The 18,226-nt window shown below is 64.9% G+C and carries 8 protein-coding genes; 3 read left to right on the top strand and 5 right to left on the bottom strand.

The annotated features are described in order from the left end of the window. The first annotated feature begins 133 nt into the window (after window positions 1-133). Complete coding sequence (locus QQL87_RS28080; RefSeq protein WP_284422207.1) at window positions 134-781, top strand: TetR/AcrR family transcriptional regulator; 648 nt, start codon at window positions 134-136, stop codon at window positions 779-781. A 205-nt stretch (window positions 782-986) separates the two neighbouring features. Here QQL87_RS28080 and hemA read toward each other — a convergent pair whose 3' ends face one another. From hemA to QQL87_RS28055, 5 genes are all read right to left on the bottom strand, one after another. Beyond that, the gene (gene hemA, locus QQL87_RS28075; protein ID WP_284422206.1) at window positions 987-2,264 is read right to left on the bottom strand and encodes a 5-aminolevulinate synthase; all 1,278 of its coding nucleotides are present in this window, start codon (window positions 2,262-2,264) and stop codon (window positions 987-989) included. Between the two features lie 13 nt (window positions 2,265-2,277). Beyond that, entirely contained in the window at window positions 2,278-5,544 is a 3,267-nt protein-coding gene (locus QQL87_RS28070; protein WP_284422205.1) for a hypothetical protein, read from the bottom strand. Beyond that, a complete protein-coding gene (locus QQL87_RS28065; protein ID WP_284422204.1) occupies window positions 5,544-12,254 on the bottom strand; it encodes a hypothetical protein in 6,711 nt (2,236 codons plus the stop codon). Before QQL87_RS28065 ends, QQL87_RS28070 begins: the two co-directional genes overlap by 1 nt. Before the next feature lie 521 nt (window positions 12,255-12,775). Beyond that, on the bottom strand, window positions 12,776-14,134 hold the full coding sequence (locus QQL87_RS28060; RefSeq protein ID WP_284422203.1) for a cytochrome c3 family protein: 1,359 nt from the start codon (window positions 14,132-14,134) through the stop codon (window positions 12,776-12,778). Between the two features lie 12 nt (window positions 14,135-14,146). Then, window positions 14,147-14,848 (bottom strand): pyridine nucleotide-disulfide oxidoreductase, encoded by a 702-nt coding sequence (locus QQL87_RS28055; RefSeq protein ID WP_284422202.1) that lies wholly within the window; start codon window positions 14,846-14,848, stop codon window positions 14,147-14,149. 537 nt (window positions 14,849-15,385) lie between these two features. Here QQL87_RS28055 and QQL87_RS28050 point away from each other — a divergent pair. After that, entirely contained in the window at window positions 15,386-16,687 is a 1,302-nt protein-coding gene (locus QQL87_RS28050; protein WP_284422201.1) for an NAD(P)-binding domain-containing protein, read from the top strand. After that, window positions 16,674-18,170 (top strand): ankyrin repeat domain-containing protein, encoded by a 1,497-nt coding sequence (locus QQL87_RS28045; protein ID WP_349817298.1) that lies wholly within the window; start codon window positions 16,674-16,676, stop codon window positions 18,168-18,170. Before QQL87_RS28050 ends, QQL87_RS28045 begins: the two co-directional genes overlap by 14 nt. Window positions 18,171-18,226: the final 56 nt, after the last annotated feature.

The following is an 18,226-nucleotide window of genomic DNA, read 5'->3' as shown; positions in this document are numbered from 1 at the left end:
TCGCTTGCGCGGTTCGGCGAAGCGCGGCATTCCATGCGCCAGGGGAGGATGATCTGCAGTGCAAGGAACATCAGGAGGTACGGGGTCTCGACGCTTTCAGAAGCGCGCACGGGGTGACGCCGACAAGGAGGCGTTGAAATCCCGGATTCTCGAGACCGCACGCAAGGAGTTTGCCGCGGGGTCGCTGGAGTCCGTCTCGATCCAGAAGATCGCCGACAGCCTGGGTTATTCGAAGGGGACAATTCTCAAATACTACCCGACGAAGATCCTGCTGCTGCTGGCGGTCAAGCAGCAGAACCTCGATGCGGTCGCAGCCGAACTGGAGGCGGTCCGGACCCAGACCGCCGATGCTGAACTGCGGCTGCGCCGGGTGATGGAAACCTATGTCGCCTACTGGATCGCGAACCCAGACAATTTCCGATCGCTGTATTCGATGGCTGGTACCGTCGAGGACCGCCGTTTTCCGGATGGCACGTATTTTGGTGATACTGCGGTCGCCCGCCGCAGCTTAGAGATCTTCGTCAAGACCGTACGGGAGTTTCTGCTGTCTCAGGACGCCGACCCTTCCCCTGGCCTCGCCCCGAGGCTCGCCTCGGCATTGCTGTCGGCAGCCCACGGCGTGATCGCCCTGCCGCTGGGAACACCGACGATGAAGCAGCCCGATGCCCGCACCAACGGACGGCTCGTGATCGGCGCCATCGTCGATGCATGGACCGCGAAATTGAGGGCCGCTCGCGCCGAGGCCAGCTGGCCGCGCATCACATTGGCGACCTTTTTCTGAGCTGGAGCCCGCCGCGTTCGGGCTTGATCAAATCAACGGCCGAGGATTGGCTCGGGCGCCAACGATTGGCTGACATATTGGCTGACATCCAGTCGATCACCGCAGTTCGAACGATTCCTGATGGAAACGTGAGGCCGGCAGGCCCTGCCGCGCTGACGTTTGTGGCGCGACGAGACGATGACCTTGGTGCGCTCGCAGAGAAGCGCTATGGCGCCAGGTGCCTGCGCGACAGCTCGCTGTCCTGACGACGAGGAAGGTTGAGCCTGTCCCAGACCTTTACCATCGCATGAACCAGCTGGTTCGTGAGTTCGTCATCGTGATAGGGCGTTGGCGTGAGACGCAGGCGCTCCGTGCCCCGCATGACTGTGGGGTAATTGATCGGCTGGATGTAGATGCCGTGCTCCGACAGCAGCAGGTCCGAAGCTGCGCGGCACCTCTCGGGGTCGCCGACCTGCACCGGCACGATATGGCTCTCGCTCGGCATCACCGGCAAGCCCGCCTCCATCAGGACGGACTTCAACCGCGCCGCACGCGCCTGATGCCGCTCCCGCTCGGCTGTCGAGACTTTGAGATGCTGGATTGCCGCCGTCGCAGCGGCGCAGACCGGCGGCGGCAATGCCGTCGTAAAGATGAATCCCGGTGCGTAGGAGCGCACCGCATCGATCAGGTTCGCCCCCGCCGCAATATAGCCGCCCAAACAGCCATAGGCTTTTGCCAGCGTGCCCTCGATAACATCGATTCGGTCCATGACGCCGTCGCGCTCGGCTATGCCCCCGCCGCGCCGGCCATACATCCCCACCGCATGCACCTCGTCGACATAGGTCAGCGCGCCATAGCGCTCGGCCAGATCGCAGATACGATGCAGCGGTGCGATGTCCCCATCCATCGAGTAGAGGCTCTCGCACACGATGAGCTTGGGCCGTTCGGGGCCAGCTGCGCGCAGGAGCCGTTCGAGGTGCCCCATGTCATTGTGCAGCCAGATCTGTTTCTCCACGCCGGCCTTGCGAACACCTTCGATCATGGAGTTGTGGTTCAATGCGTCGGATAACAACAGACACCCGGGCAACAGCTTGGCAATCGTCGATATCCCCGTCTCGTTGGAAACGTAGCCGGAAGTGAACACCAGCGCGGCTTCCTTGCCGTGGAGGTCGGCAAGCTCCTGCTCAAGGACGACGAGCGGATGATTAGTCCCTGCGATATTGCGGGTGCCGCCAGCTCCCGTACCCATGCGCCACGTGGTATCGATCATGGCGCTGATCACCTTCGGGTGCTGGCTCATGCCCAGATAGTCGTTTGAGCACCAGATCACGACCTCGCGCCTGCCCTCTCCCGAATGCCAGATCGCATGCGGATAGCGGCCCGCCAGGCGTTCGAGGTCCGCAAAGACACGATAGCGCCGCTCCTGATGCAGCCGATCCAGTGCATCGTGGAACATCGCGTCGTAGTCGGGGAAGACGCCGGATGGTCGAATCTGATAGTTCATGAGAAGGCGCCTGCTATCTTCCGCGGCTGAACTGGTAGGAGCCCTGGACGAAGACGCCATAGCGCTCCGTCGTGTATCTCAGGACCTGATTGAACGAATCGACCGCGTTTGTGCTGAGATGCCACCAACGCCCACCGATGCCGATCCGGAAGTTGTCGGTCAGCTGATAGTTCAGGACAGTCTCCGCCTGGAAGCCGGTTCCTTGTCCAGAAGCAGGATCGCGCCCGAACGTGAAATAGTGCGTGTCGATCGCGTTCTGCGAGGTCCAGACATAGGCGGCCTCTACCTGCCAGTTGAGCCGATCCGACAGCCGCGTGTCGAGTGAGACTCCGGCCCGTCCGCTGTGCCACCGGTCCTGCTCGGTCACCACCTTGACGCCAGCGCCCAGGGCAGGACTGCAGATCACCGGATTGCCGCCCACCTGCGTGCAGCCTCGCGCGTCGACGGTTTCAGTCCAATACTGATAGCCGACGAAGGCACCAAGCCGGAAGCGGTCCGTCTCCAGGAGATTGAAGCCGACATCGAGATTCGCGTATTGCAGCCGCCCTCCGACATTGCTGACGGTCTTGGACGACGGATTGACGAAGGGAGCGAAGTCCTCGTCGACCAGCGTGCCCGAGCTGATCTTGCCCGCTCCGACATAGCCCTTCAGGAACATGTTGGTGAACGGGCCGTCGAGCGCATCGACCCTGAAGAACATCTCGCCGCTGTGCCCGGTCATGCCGCCATAGGCGAGCCGGGAGACCTGCAGCGTGGCGGCCTGGTCGGCGAAATAACGATAGCGATTCTGCCCCGAGCTGAACCAGTAGCGAACGCCGGTCTCCAGCATGTAGGACGGCATGATCGACGCCCGCGACTGCAGCGGCATATCGCCCGAGCCCACCCCCTGCCCGCCTTGCAGCGCCGCGGGCCTGGCCCAGGCGCAACTGACGATCGAGGCGTTGCACTTGGTAACACCGTCGGCGTTGAAATCGCGCCGCAACGTGACCGTCGCGAACAGGTCCTTGGTCGTCGTCTTGACGTTGGCCAGCGTGCTGTCGACGAACCGGTAGCCGATCTCCGTTTCAAGGCTGATCTCCTTCGACCAGAGATAGCTGACCAGCAGCGACGGCAGGATCGTGTACTCCTTCAGGTCGGTCCGGGTCCCGGACCTGTACCCCGCCCGCAGCCGCGGGCTGATGGCGAGGTCGGGCGTGATGGGATAGCGGGTGGCGAGATCGAGCACATAGAACTTCGAATCCGCCAGGCTCGCGTAGCGCAGCGCGCCCATGAACAGATCGCCCGGCTTGATGATGCCGTTCCCGGTCAGCTGAGCCGACAGGTAGTATTCGAGACCGCTCGCCGGCGTGCCGTCGACGCCTCCGGACGGCAGCGTGCCGGTCAGATTGGTCACCGTGGCGTCGGCGGCGACCTGCCATGTCTCGTTCAATGGCCGCGAATAGCTCACCATCGCAGACTGGAACGTGGGCGTCCGGTCGATCGCGAGCTGCCTGATCTCGCCCGCGGTATTGAACTTCATCATGTCGTAGAGAGTAAGGAACGGCTGCCCTTGCAATGCATTCCAGGTCGAGAGAAACGGCACCCGCCGATAGTCGAATGAGGCATTGACGACCGACTTGTCCTCGAACGTATAGGTTCCGGAGAACACGGCCGCATTGAGCGCACGGAAATGCGTGTCGTAGTCGATCAGGCCGAGCAGTGACTTGTTGGCATCGAAGTAGCGGAACTCAGCGCCGATCGCCTGGCGGTCGATGATGTTGCGGTCGTATTGCGTGATCAGGTAGACCGTCGTCTCGAGGCCGCCGAGAATTTTGCCGAAGTCGATGCTTGCGCCATAGAGCGTCTTGCCGTCCTTGAACGGTGCGTCGAAGCGGCTCCAGTTCGGCGAGCCCGCGAGCACGTTCAGGCGCAGCCCGGGGCTCTTCTGCCAGCTCAGCACCGCGCCGTCGAAACGGCCGATCACGCCACCGGTGTTGCGGGATTGCCGTCCGACGCGCAACGTCACGTCGGCTTCCTTCAGCGTGTAGTCGACCTGCGCGGTCGAGACGCCGTACTTGTCGTTTCCAGTATCGAACTGGCGCTCATGCGTGAACGCCAGCCTGAACTTGGTCCTGATGCGATCGTTGTCGGCGGTGCCGAGATAGTCGAAATTGGTCAGCAGCGTGTTCTGATGCACCCGGTGTGCGTCGGGATCGGCATTCGGGTTCGGCGCGATCGCCCTGTCCTTGACGGCGCTGGTCGTGTCGTTGGTGATGAAGGTGGTCGAGAGGCTGCCCGACATCGACCAGCGGGTATCGCCGTTCGGCCCCGCCGCCGTGGCCGGCATGCCCGCTCCCATGTCGCCGCCGTCGGGCGTCGCAGAAGGCATGTCGCGCGGCCGCGCCGGTGCGCTGCTGGTCGCGGTGAGAAGCGCGGCGAGCCGCTGCCTCACGCGCTCGGCGCCCTCGCCGCTCGGATAGCGGCGCAGATAGTCCTCATATTCGGCCTGGGCTGCAGCGGTCTGGCCGGCCTTCTGGCGCGCGACGCCGAGCAGCTCCTGGGCCTCGGCGCTCGAGCCGTTCTCGGGGAGTTTCAACACTTTCCGCAGGAGATCGATCGCCGCGTTGAAGTTGCCCTTCTTGATCGATGCGCGCGCCTCGTCCATCGAGGCCTCCGCAAACCGGATGTCCGCAGCGGACGGCTGCTGCATCGTGCGATTGTCGTTGCGGACCGACGCCGCCGCGCCGGGGACCGCAGCCGGTTTCGGCGCATCCGGAGCGGCCACGCTCGGCACCAGGGCTTTCACCTTGCAAGCCGACACCGGGCCCTTCCGGGCAATCACGATCGCCACCTGCTCGAAGCTGCCGGACTGCACGATCTGGTAGGTGAACTCGCCGGCAAACTGGACGACGAGGATCGGTCCCCTGTTCTGATCGAGCGTCAGATAGACGTCTTGGATGCCGGAGCCCTGGGCGTTGTCGACACGCACGCCTTCGCGCCTGACCACGCGCCGCGCCATGATGGCGTCCCGATCGACCAATTGCAGCGAGACGCTGAGCTGGCTGCCCTGATCGAGCGGGAAATGCCCGGTGTAACGGACACGAACGTGAAAATTGACCCGCAGAAGGCTGCAGTTTCCGACCGTGGTGGCGTTCGCGCCGGCCACAAACTGATCGATGACCGGCTGGGCCGGTACGACGCCGAAGGCGCCATCGAGCAGGATTGCAAGCAGGACGGACAGCAGACTGATCCGCCATCCCGCCGACCTCGCTGCGGCGACTTGTCCGGAGGGGCCGCGCATCACCAGCCGCCTCCATTGACCCGGTGCTGCCGCTGGCGGCGGGTGATGATGGTGGTCTGCGACTTGTCAGCATAGATATGGCACGCGCCGGTGCAGTCCTTGAGCTCTGCGACGGTGTAGTCCAGCGGCGCCGGCTTCACGAGCTTGGCGTGCTGCTGCGGCCGGAAATCACTGGCGTGACAGGCGGCGCAGTCGGGCTTGTAGGCCGGGAACTTGAACAGAACGGCCTGCGAGTTGCCGCTGTGACAGGCCGTGCAGCCAATTGCCGCGCTATGGTTCGGATAGCTCGCCGACATATGCCGGTAATTGACCGAGCTCCAGCTCACCGTCCGGTGGCAGCTCTCGCAGGGGACGTTGGTCACGAAGTGCTTCGGCGACTTGCCTGTGGCGTTCGAGCCGTTGTGACAGCTGGCGCATGGCGCGGTCAGGCTGGTGTGATCCATCCGTGCGCCCGAGAACGACACGGTGTTCTTGTGGCAGCTTTCGCATGGCGCGGTGGTGACCACGTGACGCGGCGGCTTTCCGCTCGCGGCCGTGCCGTTGTGACAGCTCGCGCAGGCCGCCATCGTCCCGGTGTGGCTGAAGCGGGCGCCGCTGAACGTCGTCGTGCTCTTATGGCAGGTCTCGCACGGCGCGCTGGTCGCGACGTGCTTCTGCGGCTTGCCGCTCGCGGCCATGTTGTTGTGGCAGCTCGCGCAGGCCGCCGTCGTTCCGGTGTGACTGAAGCGGGCGCCGCTGAACGTCGTCGTGCTCTTGTGGCAGGTCTCGCACGGCGCGTTGGTCACGACGTGCTTCTGCGGCTTGCCGGTCGCGGCCATGCCGTTGTGGCAGCTCGTGCAGGCCGCCGTCGTTCCGGTGTGGCTGAAGCGGGCGCCGCTGAACGTCGTCGTGCTCTTGTGGCACGTCTCGCACGGCGCATTGGTCGCGACGTGCTTCGGCGGCTTGCCGCTCGCGGCCATGCCGTTGTGACAGCTCGCGCAGGCCGCCGTCGTTCCGGTGTGGCTGAAGCGGGCGCCGCTGAACGTCGTCGTGCTCTTGTGGCAGGTCTCGCATGGCGCGCTGGTCGCGACGTGCTTCGGCGGCTTTCCAGGAGCGGTCATTCCGCTGTGGCAGGATGCGCATGGTCCTTGCGCCGTCATGTGATTGAATCTGGAGCCGGCCTCCGTGGTGCTCGATCCGGCAAGCCCTGCCCTCGGGTTGAACGTCGGCAGCAGCGATGGAAGCCGACCGGCATTCTTCGCTTCCGAGGAGTCGGCGCCAGCAGCACCGATCGAAGGCGCGAGCTTGCTGCGCCCATCGTTCGGCACGAGCGCTGATGGGGCGGATGTCATTTGCGGCAGCGTCGGCTGCGGCACGGAACCCGCCGTGCCGGCAGCTTTGGCTGAACCGTCGGGCTTGGGAGAACCCGGCGCGGCGGCGGAGACCCCTGCTTCAGACCCCGCGGTCGGGGCCGTCGACGTCGCAGCCGTGTTCGCCAGCGGCTTGCTGCTGAACAGGAGCGTCGAGCTGGATGGCGCAGGCCTCGCGGCAGCGCCGGCCGCGGCAGCAGACTGAGATGCCGCCGGAGCGGCGCTCATACCCGGGGCTGCATCGGGCGTCGTCGCCGCGGTCATGGTGCGGTTGGCGGTCGAGGCCGGCGTGACCGCCTTGACGGCCGGCGCCTGGGCCGGCACCACCGACCGGGCCGTGGTGGAGCAGCCTGCTGCCGGCTTCTGCGGATCGTCGTCCCAGGTGGAGAAGTTGGCGGCGGCGCGCACGTGGCAGCAGCCGCAATCCTGCGTCTTGGCGCCATGATCCGGCCCCTGCGCCCCTCTGCGGCCCTGGCTGCGGTACGAGCCGTTGTGACAGCTGTCGCAGCGCGTCGCGTGCACGGCTGCGTGGCTCATCGTGTAGGTCGTGAAGCTCGCCGCGGTGTTGCTGTGGCAATTCGAGCATTGCACGCCCGTCACCGGAATGTGTGGCGGGGTCGTCAAGCCCTTCGCGCTCGAACCGTTGTGGCAGGCGGAGCAATTGGTATTGGCCGCAGAGTGGGTGAACGCAGCCCCACCCCAGCTCACATAGCCGCCGCTGGCCGCCTTGCTGTGACAACTGACGCAGTCGGCTCCGCCGGTGGCGACGTGGTTCGGGAACGACGCCGTGCCCAGCGCGCCCTTGGTGCCCTGGCCGGTGAAGGAGCCGTTGTGACAGCTGTCGCAGCGCGCGGTCGCCACTGCGGTGTGGTTCATCGTGTAAGTCGTGAAGCTCGCCGCGGTGTTGCTGTGGCAGTTCGAGCACTGCAGCGTGCCGGTCGGGATATGCGGCGGCGTGGTCATGCCCTGCGCAGTCTTGCCGTTGTGGCAGGTCGCGCAATTGGTGTCGGTGGCAGCATGCTTGAACGCCGCGCCGCCCCAGCTGGTGAAGCCGCTGGCCGCCTTGCTGTGACAGCTGACGCAGTCCGCTCCGCCAGTGGCGACATGGTTCGGGAACGACGCGGTGCCCAGCGCGCCCTTGGTGCCCTGGCCGGTAAAGCTGCCGTTGTGACAGCTGTCGCAGCGCGCCGTCGCCACTGCGGCGTGGTTCATGGTGTAGGTCGTAAAGCTTGCCGCGGTGTTGCTATGGCAGTTCGAGCATTGCAACATGCCGGTCGGAATGTGCGGCGGCGTGGTCATGCCCTGCGCGATCTTGCCGTTGTGGCAGGTCGCGCAATTGGTGTCGGTCGCGGCGTGCTTGAATGCCGCACCGCCCCAGCTAGTGTAGCCGCCGCTCGCGGCCTTGGCGTGACAGCTGACGCAGTCGGCTCCGCCGGTGGCGACGTGGTTCGGATACGACGCGGTGCCCATGGCACCCTTGGTGCCCTGGCCGGTGTAGCTGCCGTTGTGGCAGCTGTCGCAGCGGGCGGTCGACACCGCGGCGTGGTTCATGGTGTACGTGGCAAAGCTCGCCGCGGTGTTGCTGTGGCAGTACGAGCATTGCAGCGTCCCGGTCGGGATATGCGGCGGCGTGGTCATGCCCTGTGCCGTCTTGCCGTTGTGGCAGGTCGCGCAGTTGGTGTCGGTGGCCGCATGCTTGAACGCTGCGCCGCCCCAGCTGCCGAAGCCGCCGCTCGCGGCCTTGGCGTGGCAACTGACGCAGTCGGCTCCGCCGGTGGCGACGTGATTCGGATACGACGCCGTGCCTAGCGCCCCCTTGGTGCCCTGGCCGGTGTAGCTGCCGTTGTGGCAGCTGTCGCAGCGCGCGGTCGACACCGCGGCGTGGTTCATGGTGTAGGTGGTGAAGCTCGCCGCAGTGTTGCTATGGCAGTTCGAGCATTGCATCGTGCCGGTCGGGATGTGCGGCGGCGTGGTCATGCCCATCGCCGTCTTGCCGTTATGGCAAGTCGCGCAGTTGGTGTCGGTGGCCGCATGCTTGAACGCTGCGCCGCCCCAGCTGGCGAAGCCGTTCGCGGCCTTGGCGTGGCAGCTGATGCAGTCGGCGCCACCGGTGGCGACGTGGTTCGGATACGACGCCGTGCCCAGCGCACCCTCGGTGCCCTGTCCGGTGAAGGATCCATTGTGGCAACTGTCGCAGCGCGCCGTCGACACCGCAGCGTGGTTCATGGTGTAGGTCGTGAAGCTTGCCGCCGTGTTGCTATGGCAGTTCGAGCATTGCAACGTCCCGGTCGGGATGTGCGGCGGCGTGGTCATGCCCATCGCGGTCTTGCCGTTGTGGCAGGTCGCGCAATTGGTGTCGGTCGCCGCATGCTTGAACGCCGCACCGCCCCAGCTGGTGAAGCCGCTCGCGGCGTTGGCGTGGCAGCTGACGCAGTCGGCGCCGCCGGTGGCGACGTGGTTCGGATACGAAGCGGTGCCCAGCGCGCCCTTGGTGCCCTGGCCGGTAAAGCTGCCGTTGTGACAGCTGTCGCAGCGCGCCGTCGCCACTGCGGCGTGGTTCATCGTGTAGGTCGTAAAGCTTGCCGCGGTGTTGCTATGGCAGTTCGAGCATTGCAACATGCCGGTCGGAATGTGCGGCGGCGTGGTCATGCCCTGCGCGGTCTTGCCGTTGTGGCAGGTCACGCAGTTAGTGTCGGTCGCGGCGTGCTTGAACGCCGCGCCGCCCCAGCTGGCGAAGCCGCTCGCGGCCTTGGCGTGGCAGCTGATGCAGTCTGCGCCACCGGTGGCGACGTGGTTCGGATACGACGCGGTGCCCATGACACCCTTGGTGCCCTGGCCGGTGAAGCTGCCGTTGTGGCAACTGTCGCAGCGCGCCGTCGACACCGCAGCGTGGTTCATGGTGTACGTGGCAAAGCTCGCCGCGGTGTTGCTGTGACAGTTCGAGCACTGCAGCGTCCCGGTCGGGATATGTGGCGGCGTGGTCATGCCCTGTGCCGTCTTGCCATTGTGGCAGGTGGCGCAGTTGGTGTCGGTGGCCTTGTGAGCGAAGGCGCCGCCACCCCAGCTGGTGAAGCCGCCACTCGCGGCCTTGACGTGACAGCTGACGCAGTCGGCGCCGCCGGTGGCGACGTGGTTCGGGAACGACGCCGTGCCCATGGCTCCCTTGGTGCCCTGGCCGGTGAAGGAGCCGTTGTGGCAACTGTCGCAGCGCGCCGTCGCTACCGCGGCGTGGTTCATCGTGTAGGTGGTGAAGCTCGCCGCGGTATTGCTGTGGCAGTTCGAGCACTGCAGCGTGCCGGTCGGGATGTGCGGCGGCGTGGTCATGCCCATCGCGGTCTTGCCGTTGTGGCAGGTCGCGCAGTTGGTGTCGGTCGCCGCATGCTTGAATGCCGCGCCGCCCCAGCTGCTGAAGCCGCCCGAGGCCGCTTTGCTATGACAGCTGGCGCAGTCGGCGCCACCAGTCGCGACGTGGTTCGGATACGACGCCGTGCCCAGCGCGCCCTTGGTGCCCTGGCCGGTGAAGGATCCGTTGTGGCAACTATCGCAGCGCGCCGTCGCCACGGCGGCGTGGTTCATCGTGTAGGTCGTGAAGCTCGCTGCGGTGTTGCTGTGGCAGTTCGAGCATTGCAGCGTCCCAGTCGGGATATGCGGCGGCGTGGTCATGCCCAGCGCCGTCTTGCCGTTGTGGCAGGTCGCGCAGTTGGTGTCGGTGTCAGCATGCTTGAACGCCGCGCCGCCCCAGCTGGTGAAGCCACTCGCGGCCCTTGCGTGGCAGCTGACGCAGTCGGCTCCGCCGGTGGCGACGTGGTTCGAGAACGACGCCGTGCCCAGCGCGCCCTTGGTGCCCTGGCCGGTGAAGGATCCGTTGTGGCAACTATCGCAGCGCGCCGTCGCCACGGCGGCGTGGTTCATCGTGTAGGTCGTGAAGCTCGCTGCGGTGTTGCTGTGGCAGTTCGAGCATTGCAGCGTCCCAGTCGGGATATGCGGCGGCGTGGTCATGCCCAGCGCCGTCTTGCCGTTGTGGCAGGTCGCGCAGTTGGTGTCGGTGTCAGCATGCTTGAACGCCGCGCCGCCCCAGCTGGTGAAGCCGCCCGAGGCCGCCTTGGCGTGACAGCTGACGCAGTCCGCGCCGCCGGTGGCGACATGGTTGGGATACGACGCGGTACCCAGCGCACCTTTGGTGCCCTGGCCGGTGAAGGAGCCGTTGTGGCAACTGTCGCAGCGCGCCGTCGCTACCGCGGCGTGGTTCATCGTGTAGGTGGTGAAGCTCGCCGCGGTGTTGCTGTGGCAGTTGGAGCACTGCAGCGTCCCGGTCGGGATGTGCGGCGGCGTGGTCATGCCCATCGCGGTCTTGCCGTTGTGGCAGGTCGCGCAATTGGTGTCGGTCGCCGCATGCTTGAACGCCGCGCCGCCCCAGCTGGTGAAGCCGCCCGAGGCCTTGGCGTGGCAGCTGATGCAGTCGGCGCCACCGGTGGCGACGTGGTTCGGGAACGACGCCGTGCCCAGCGCACCCTTGGTGCCCTGGCCGGTGAAGGAGCCGTTGTGACAGCTGTCGCAGCGCGCCGTCGCCACCGCGGCGTGGTTCATCGTGTAGGTCGCAAAGCTTGCCGCGGTGTTGCTGTGGCAGTTCGAGCACTGCAGCGTGCCGGTCGGAATGTGCGGCGGCGTGGTCATGCCCATCGCGGTCTTGCCGTTGTGGCAGGTCGCGCAGTGGGTGTCGGTCGCGGCGTGCTTGAAGCCTGTGCCACCGAAGCTGGACGTGCTGGTGTGGCAGGATTCGCACGGCAGACTGGTCTGGAGATGGTTGCTGGACTTGCCGCGCGCCGTCGTCCCGTTGTGACAGTTGGCACATCCGGCGACGATGCCGGCGTGATCCATCTTCATCCTGACGCGAAAGCTGGCCGTTGACTTGTGGCACACATCGCACGGCGCCGCCGTCGTGATGTGGCTCTTCGGCTTACCCAATGCCATCATGCCGTTGTGGCAGGTCGTACATGACGCCTTTGCTTGCGTATGATCGATCGCCCGGACGTCCTTCCATCCCGAAGTCTGATGGCAGCTCTCACAGCGCCGCGTGGTCATCGGATGATTGACCGACATGCCCGCCGTCTGCGCGCCGTTGTGGCAACTGGCACATTGCGTCTGCGTGCCCTTGAACCGCCCACCGACGTGGCAGGACGAGCACTCCACGCCGACATGGCTTCCGGTCAGCGGAAACCCGGTCGAGAGATGGTCGAATGAGCTCTGCGCGGCAGCATCCCCTGCCAACGCCAGAGCGAGCAGCATAGCGGCGAGCAGCCATCGCACCATGCAGTGCGAGGCTCGCCCCAACAGCCCCAGCTTGCTGTAGCAGCTGCTCAACTCCAACTCCGCTCTTCACTCTCGACCCGATCGCCTGCCGGACATCCGACGGCGACCGGCCGACCTCAATCCAGCCGAGATCGTTGAGCGCCCCGCTGCTCAGCGGTCGCCCTGACAAACCCAAGACACTCTTCGCGGATTTCCCCCTGCGGCCCGGCGGCACGCCTTCCCTAGAAACCGACTACTCGGAACGCCCCTTGCTCCTTCAATCGAGCGCTACGCCGCCCCCGCGACGACGGCTCCATCAACCAGACCGCGCAGCCTCCGCTACGCCTACGACTGAGCTTCCAGAGACGTGCAAAGCTGGCCCAAAACTGGGCCAAGCTGAACTCAAGCTGAATGGAGGTTGAAGTTTCTACAGCCCAGCGCGCGCGAGGCTTCCGCAACTCCATCGCGCAAGCCATTAGATTTGCAGACGAACTGATAGCCGTTGCGAGCTCATCTCAGCTCGACACGATGTCAGGCTTCCGGTGCAGCTCGGCAGCCGACCGAATCAGTTCCTACGAATCAGTTCCTACGAATCAGTTCCTGATCTGAACGTTGCGCCATCCGGTCGCGACATGACAGCGCTCGCATGTCTGGCCGAAGGTACCATTGTGTACGTCCGAGCTGCGATGACAACTGAAGCAATCCATCGGCAGCTTCAGGCCCGGCGGCGACTTCGCCTTGTGACAGGCCTCGCATGTGATCTTCTGATGAACGCCGACCAGCGGGAAGCGCGTCTGCCGCGCGTGATCGAAGCGCCAGAGCCGCCACCCGTTCGGATTGTGGCACGTGGCGCATCGTCCACCGAGCTTCCCCTGATGAAAATCCTTGTGGCAACTTTCACAGGCCATCGGCGTGTTCTTGTAGGTCGGCGTCCGGTGGCACTCCTCGCAGGGCACCGACTTGTGCAGGCCTATCAACGGGAAACGTGTGATTTCATGATCGAAGGAGAGCTTCTTCCGCCAGCCGATATCGCTATGGCAGGTCTCGCAACGCTCGCCGAGCTTGCCCTGATGCGGATCCTGCTTGCGGTGGCAGGATACGCATGACGTCGCGAGCTTGTCCCGATAGAGGTCGCCCGTATGGCAGCCCTCACATTTCACTTTGGCATGCGCATTTCGCAGCGGGAAGCGGGTCTTGTCATGATTGAAGCGGACCGTCTTCCACTTCTCCTGGTCGTGGCAGGTCTCGCATTTGTCGCCGAAACGGCCGCCATGAACGTCCTGAAGACGGTGGCATGAGCCGCACGACGTTTGCAGATCCTTGTACTGCTGGCCGGAATGACACGTTGCACAAGCGACCGACTTGTGGGCGCCCACGAGGGGAAACCGGGTCTTCGTGTGGTCGAATTCCTTGGTCGCACGCCATTTCACCGCCGTGTGGCAGCTTTCGCAGCGCTCACCGAGGCGGCCGCGATGCGGATCGAGCGCCTTGTGGCACTCGAAACAGGTCGATGGCGCGTTGCGAAACTTCACCTTTGCGACATGACACCCTGCACACGGGACGTTCCTGTGCGCATCGACAAGCCGGTAGTTCGTCATGTCGTGGTTGAAGGTCTCCTTGTCGAGCTGAACGATGTCGGTCCCTCGCCCCTTGTGGTCGGTGTGACACTGCCTGCATTCCTGGGTCAGCGCTGCCTGGTCGCGTCCATGCAGGCGCTCACGCTGCTGGCGATCGACCGCAATCTCCTTGTGACAATCGAGGCAGAGGCCCGACTGCGCCTTCCGCGTAAAGGCTTCGTGGCACTTTCCGCATTCGCTCTCCAGCTTGGCGTGCCTTTCGACCAGCGGGCCAGGCATGACGAGCTTCTCCAGCAACGTCTGCGCGCGAAGTCCGGCCGACGGCATGGCGACGCCGACCAGGACGGCGACAAGGACCGCGAGGCGCCACCGCATCACGCAACTCCGTCAGTAGTGATGGACGGCCCAGACATGCACGACGCCCGCCAGCAGCATAAGGAAAAACAGCGGCAGATGAAGCACATGCCACAGTGAAAACAGTCGTTCGAAGAATGTCAGCTCAGCGGCCTTCCGCACGGCCGCAGCATACCGCCGCACGACCGCTTCGATCCGCTTCTCGCGACGCCGGCGCTCGGACCACGACCATCGCGCACGCTTCGCTTCAGCGCGAATGAGCCGGCGCGCTTCTGCAACCACGTTGGCACGCAGCCGCCTCGTGCGCGCAGCAATGATCGCCCCTGTCCGCAGGCTGCCCAGCGCGGTTCGCGGCACCCTGTTGTCCAGCCCCTTGCTGAAGGCGGCCAGTTCCCGCGACACGAACGACGCAGCCTGCATCTCCTGCCCGAGCTCCGTCCTCATGGCCTCTGCTTCCGCAATCAGCTCCCTGACCCGCGCCTTCCCGCCATGAAGGCCCATATGGATCTTGCCGTAGATGTAGCGGCCGATCACACCGCTGATCGCCACGATCATCATGGCGAAGAACGCCACGTTGCTGTTGAGCGCTCCCAGCTTGAAATTGGCGTGGAACAGGATGAGCACGGGACCGACGACGCCGAGCAGCATGTGGGTCCTGAACCAGAACGGCACCGATCCGATCCCACGCAGCGACTTGAAGCGCTTGCGCATCGAATAGGCCAGCAGCGACAGCATCGCGACGCTGCCATAGATTCCGAGCCAGTATCCGGTGCCCGATCCCGGCGTAAGATACTCTTCCTCCTTCTGCAGCCAGCCGACAGCAATCGCTGCGAGAACGATGACCGTGACGACGACCGGAACGGTTCCTCGAAGAGGATTTCCGCTCGCGCGAGCGACCGCTGCCCTGCTCATGTGCCCGCAACGTCCAGTGAAACCCGAATGCCGGATCGGTGGATGCCCGGCTCGTCTGCGGATCTCCGGATCTCAATCGGGAAAACGCCTAGTGATAACCACTTGCAACTACTCCTCCTGTCTTTCGACACTGGCCTCATTAGTTCGATATCAGTGCGAGCCATATTTCCGCCGACGGCATCTGTTCAACGAATGATCCAAACCTTGTCTGCAAGACGACAGATCATTCTGGAATTTCTATGTCGACATCTCTTGAGAGGAATTTGCATCTAGCACCGCAGCAAACTGCTTCACGCGGAATCCGCGGCCAACGGCTCTCCTGTCCAGCTATTAGTTCGTAAGATCAGGGAGAGAGACGACATGGCCCTCGATCTCCTGATCGTCTACGCGGCGCCGATGCTCGGCGTCTGGGCCACCTACATGGCCGTGCGCAAGAGAAAAGAGATAAAGAGCGTAGCGAAGCTCTCGGCCGCCAAGGACGCCGGTCTGCTGGAGCCGGCATCGCTGCACCCCATCATCGATCCCGCCTTGTGCATCGGCTGCGGCTCCTGCGTCAGGGCTTGTCCGGAGGGCGACATTCTCGGACTGATCGGCGGCAAGGCCTCGCTGGTCGAGCCGTCGCATTGCATCGGACACGGCGCCTGCAAAGCGGTATGCCCCGTGAACGCTATCACGCTGGTGTTCGGCACCGAAACGCGCGGCATCGACATTCCAAACGTGGACGAGACGTTCCAGACCAATGTGCCGGGCATCTTCATTGCGGGGGAGCTCGGCGGGATGGGGCTGGTCCGCAACGCCATCGAGCAGGGACGTCAGGCGATCGACTCCGTCCGCAAGCTCAAGACCATCGGCAAGTCTGACATGCTCGACGTCGTGATCGTCGGCTGCGGTCCGGCCGGACTCTCCGCCAGTCTCGCCTGCCTGCAGCATGGGCTGCGCTTCGTCACCCTCGAACAGGATTCGCTCGGCGGCACCGTCGCGCACTTCCCCCGCGGCAAGCTGGTGATGACCGCTCCCTTCACGCTGCCGCTCGCGGGCAAGTTCAATTTCAGGGAGCTCAGCAAGGAACAGCTGATCGCCTTCTTCATGGGCATCGTGCGCAAGGCCCGTCTCAAGGTGAACGTCGGTGAACGCGTCGAAGCCGTCACGCGAGCCGGAGAGAGCTTCGATGTCAGGACGAACCGCGCCAACTACAGAACGCATGCCGTGCTCCTGGCGATCGGACGCCGCGGAACGCCGCGCAAGCTCGAAGCTCCGGGCGAAGAGCAGGCCAAGGTCGTCTACCGGCTGGTCGACCCCGAACAGTATCGCGGCCAGCACGTGCTGGTCGTCGGCGGCGGCGACGCCGCATTGGAGGCCGCGTGCTCCATCGCCGACGAGCCTGGAACGACGGTGACCCTGTCGCATCGCAGCGAGTCGTTCAGTCGCGCCAAGCTGAAGAATCGCCAGCGAGTGGAGACAGCCGTTCGATCCGGGTGGCTCCGCGTCATCTACAACTCGTCGGTCAAACGGATCGGCCGTGACGACGTCGACATCGATGTCGGCGGCAGCTTGAGCACGATCCGAAACGATGCCGTCATCGTCTGCGTCGGCGGCATTCTGCCCACCGCATTCCTGAAGAGCATGGGTATCGAGGTCGAGACGAAGTATGGCACGGCGTAAGTTCTCTGTTGTCCTCATCAACCTGACCTGTCTCGTCAGCTTGAACATGGCGTCGGTGGCGCTGTCTGACGATGCGCCGATGGGCACAAGTTCCGGCGCGAGCCAGGCTGCCGATACGGCGATCCGGGCCGGACGTCCCGAGGAAGCCCTGAAGCTGCTCGAGCGCGCCGCCAACGCCGGCGATCCCGAGGCGCAGTACCGGCTTGCATCACTCTACCGCTCGGGTCTCGGCACCCGATCCGATGACGCGCTGGCGTTCAGATGGATGGAAACGAGTGCGAGGAAGGGACACGTCAAGGCGCAATACAATGTCGCGGCGATGTATCTCGCGGGACGCGGGACGCCGGCAGATCCCGAGCGCGCGCGAGATTGGCTGCGCAAATCGGCGGCGGCCGGCTATCAACCCGCCGAGCGGTTGCTGGCCGACATGGCCAATCGAACTTCGTTCCCCCGGCCCCGCGACACGGAGCGCGCAGCACCGCGCAAGCCGCTTCCGACGCTCGATGCGCAGGCCGCGATACGAAACGGCCATCCAGCCATCATCGATGCGGCCCTCCGCGGTCAGCTCGATCCGATGCGCCAATTGATCGCTGCCAGGGCCGATGTCAATGCCGTCAACGAGGACGGCGATACGCCGCTGGCGATCGCCGCGGCCGCCGGGCATCTGCGGCTGGTGGACCTGCTGCTGGCCTCAGGCGCCGACCCGAACACGCGCAACAGGCGCGGCGACACGCCGTTGATGCTGGCCGCTGACAAGGACCACGCAGACGTCGTCAAACTGCTGCTGACAAAGGCGGCCGACCCATCGGCCGGGCGACCGGACGGCTCGACCGCGCTGCTAATGGCGGTCAGCCGTTGCAACGGCGCTGCCATCGCCGCGCTTCTCGGCGGCGTTTCGGGCAGTCTGCCAACGACAGCGGACGGCCGGACCCCGCTGATGATCGCTGTCGCATCATGCACCGATGCTGCGCTCGATCCGCAGCTCGTTCAGAAGTCCGACCTCGATGCCGCTGATGCGCAAGGCCGTACCGCACTCTGGCACGCCGCCAACAACGGCAATGCACGCGCCCTCGAGCAATTGATCCGTGCCGGTGCCGACGTCGACCGCGCCGACGCCGACGGAAAGACGCCGTTGCTGAACGCCATCGAAGGCCGCAGCGCCCCGGCCTCGCTGCTTCTACTGGACCATGGCGCCGATCCCAAGCGTGCGACCACAAACGGAAATACCGCGCTGATTCTCGCTGCTCGCGCGGGGCTCGCCGATGTCGTCGCTGAACTTCTCAGACGCAAGGCCGATCCGAACTTGCGCAACGCCCAGGGCATGAGCGCATTGATGATGGCCGCGAGTGACGGCCATATCGGCATCGTGCAGAGCCTGCTTGCCGCCGGGGCCGAGAAGCAATTGAAGAACAAGCGGCGCGAACGTGCCGCGGACATAGCGACCGCCAGCGGCCACAGCGACATTGCCAAGCTCCTGGAATAGCTGACGAGCGGTTCTGCGTCCGCTTCTGTACCAGCGCCGATGCGGCCGCCGCTCAC

It is taken from the genome of Bradyrhizobium sp. SSBR45G (assembly GCF_030159255.1).
Classification (GTDB): domain Bacteria; phylum Pseudomonadota; class Alphaproteobacteria; order Rhizobiales; family Xanthobacteraceae; genus Bradyrhizobium.
Note: the sequence above shows the minus strand (reverse complement) of the source record. Positions and strands in the feature narration are given on the sequence as shown.

What these genes read in the sequence shown, in the direction of transcription:
- QQL87_RS28070 (WP_284422205.1), bottom strand. Translation starts at nt 5,544, where the DNA reads ATGCGCGGCCCCTCCGGACAAGTCGCCGCAGCGAGGTCGGCGGGATGG.
- hemA (WP_284422206.1), bottom strand. Translation starts at nt 2,264, where the DNA reads ATGAACTATCAGATTCGACCATCCGGCGTCTTCCCCGACTACGACGCG.
- QQL87_RS28045 (WP_349817298.1), top strand. Translation starts at nt 16,674, where the DNA reads ATGGCACGGCGTAAGTTCTCTGTTGTCCTCATCAACCTGACCTGTCTC.
- QQL87_RS28050 (WP_284422201.1), top strand. Translation starts at nt 15,386, where the DNA reads ATGGCCCTCGATCTCCTGATCGTCTACGCGGCGCCGATGCTCGGCGTC.
- QQL87_RS28060 (WP_284422203.1), bottom strand. Translation starts at nt 14,134, where the DNA reads ATGCGGTGGCGCCTCGCGGTCCTTGTCGCCGTCCTGGTCGGCGTCGCC.
- QQL87_RS28055 (WP_284422202.1), bottom strand. Translation starts at nt 14,848, where the DNA reads ATGCTGTCGCTGCTGGCCTATTCGATGCGCAAGCGCTTCAAGTCGCTG.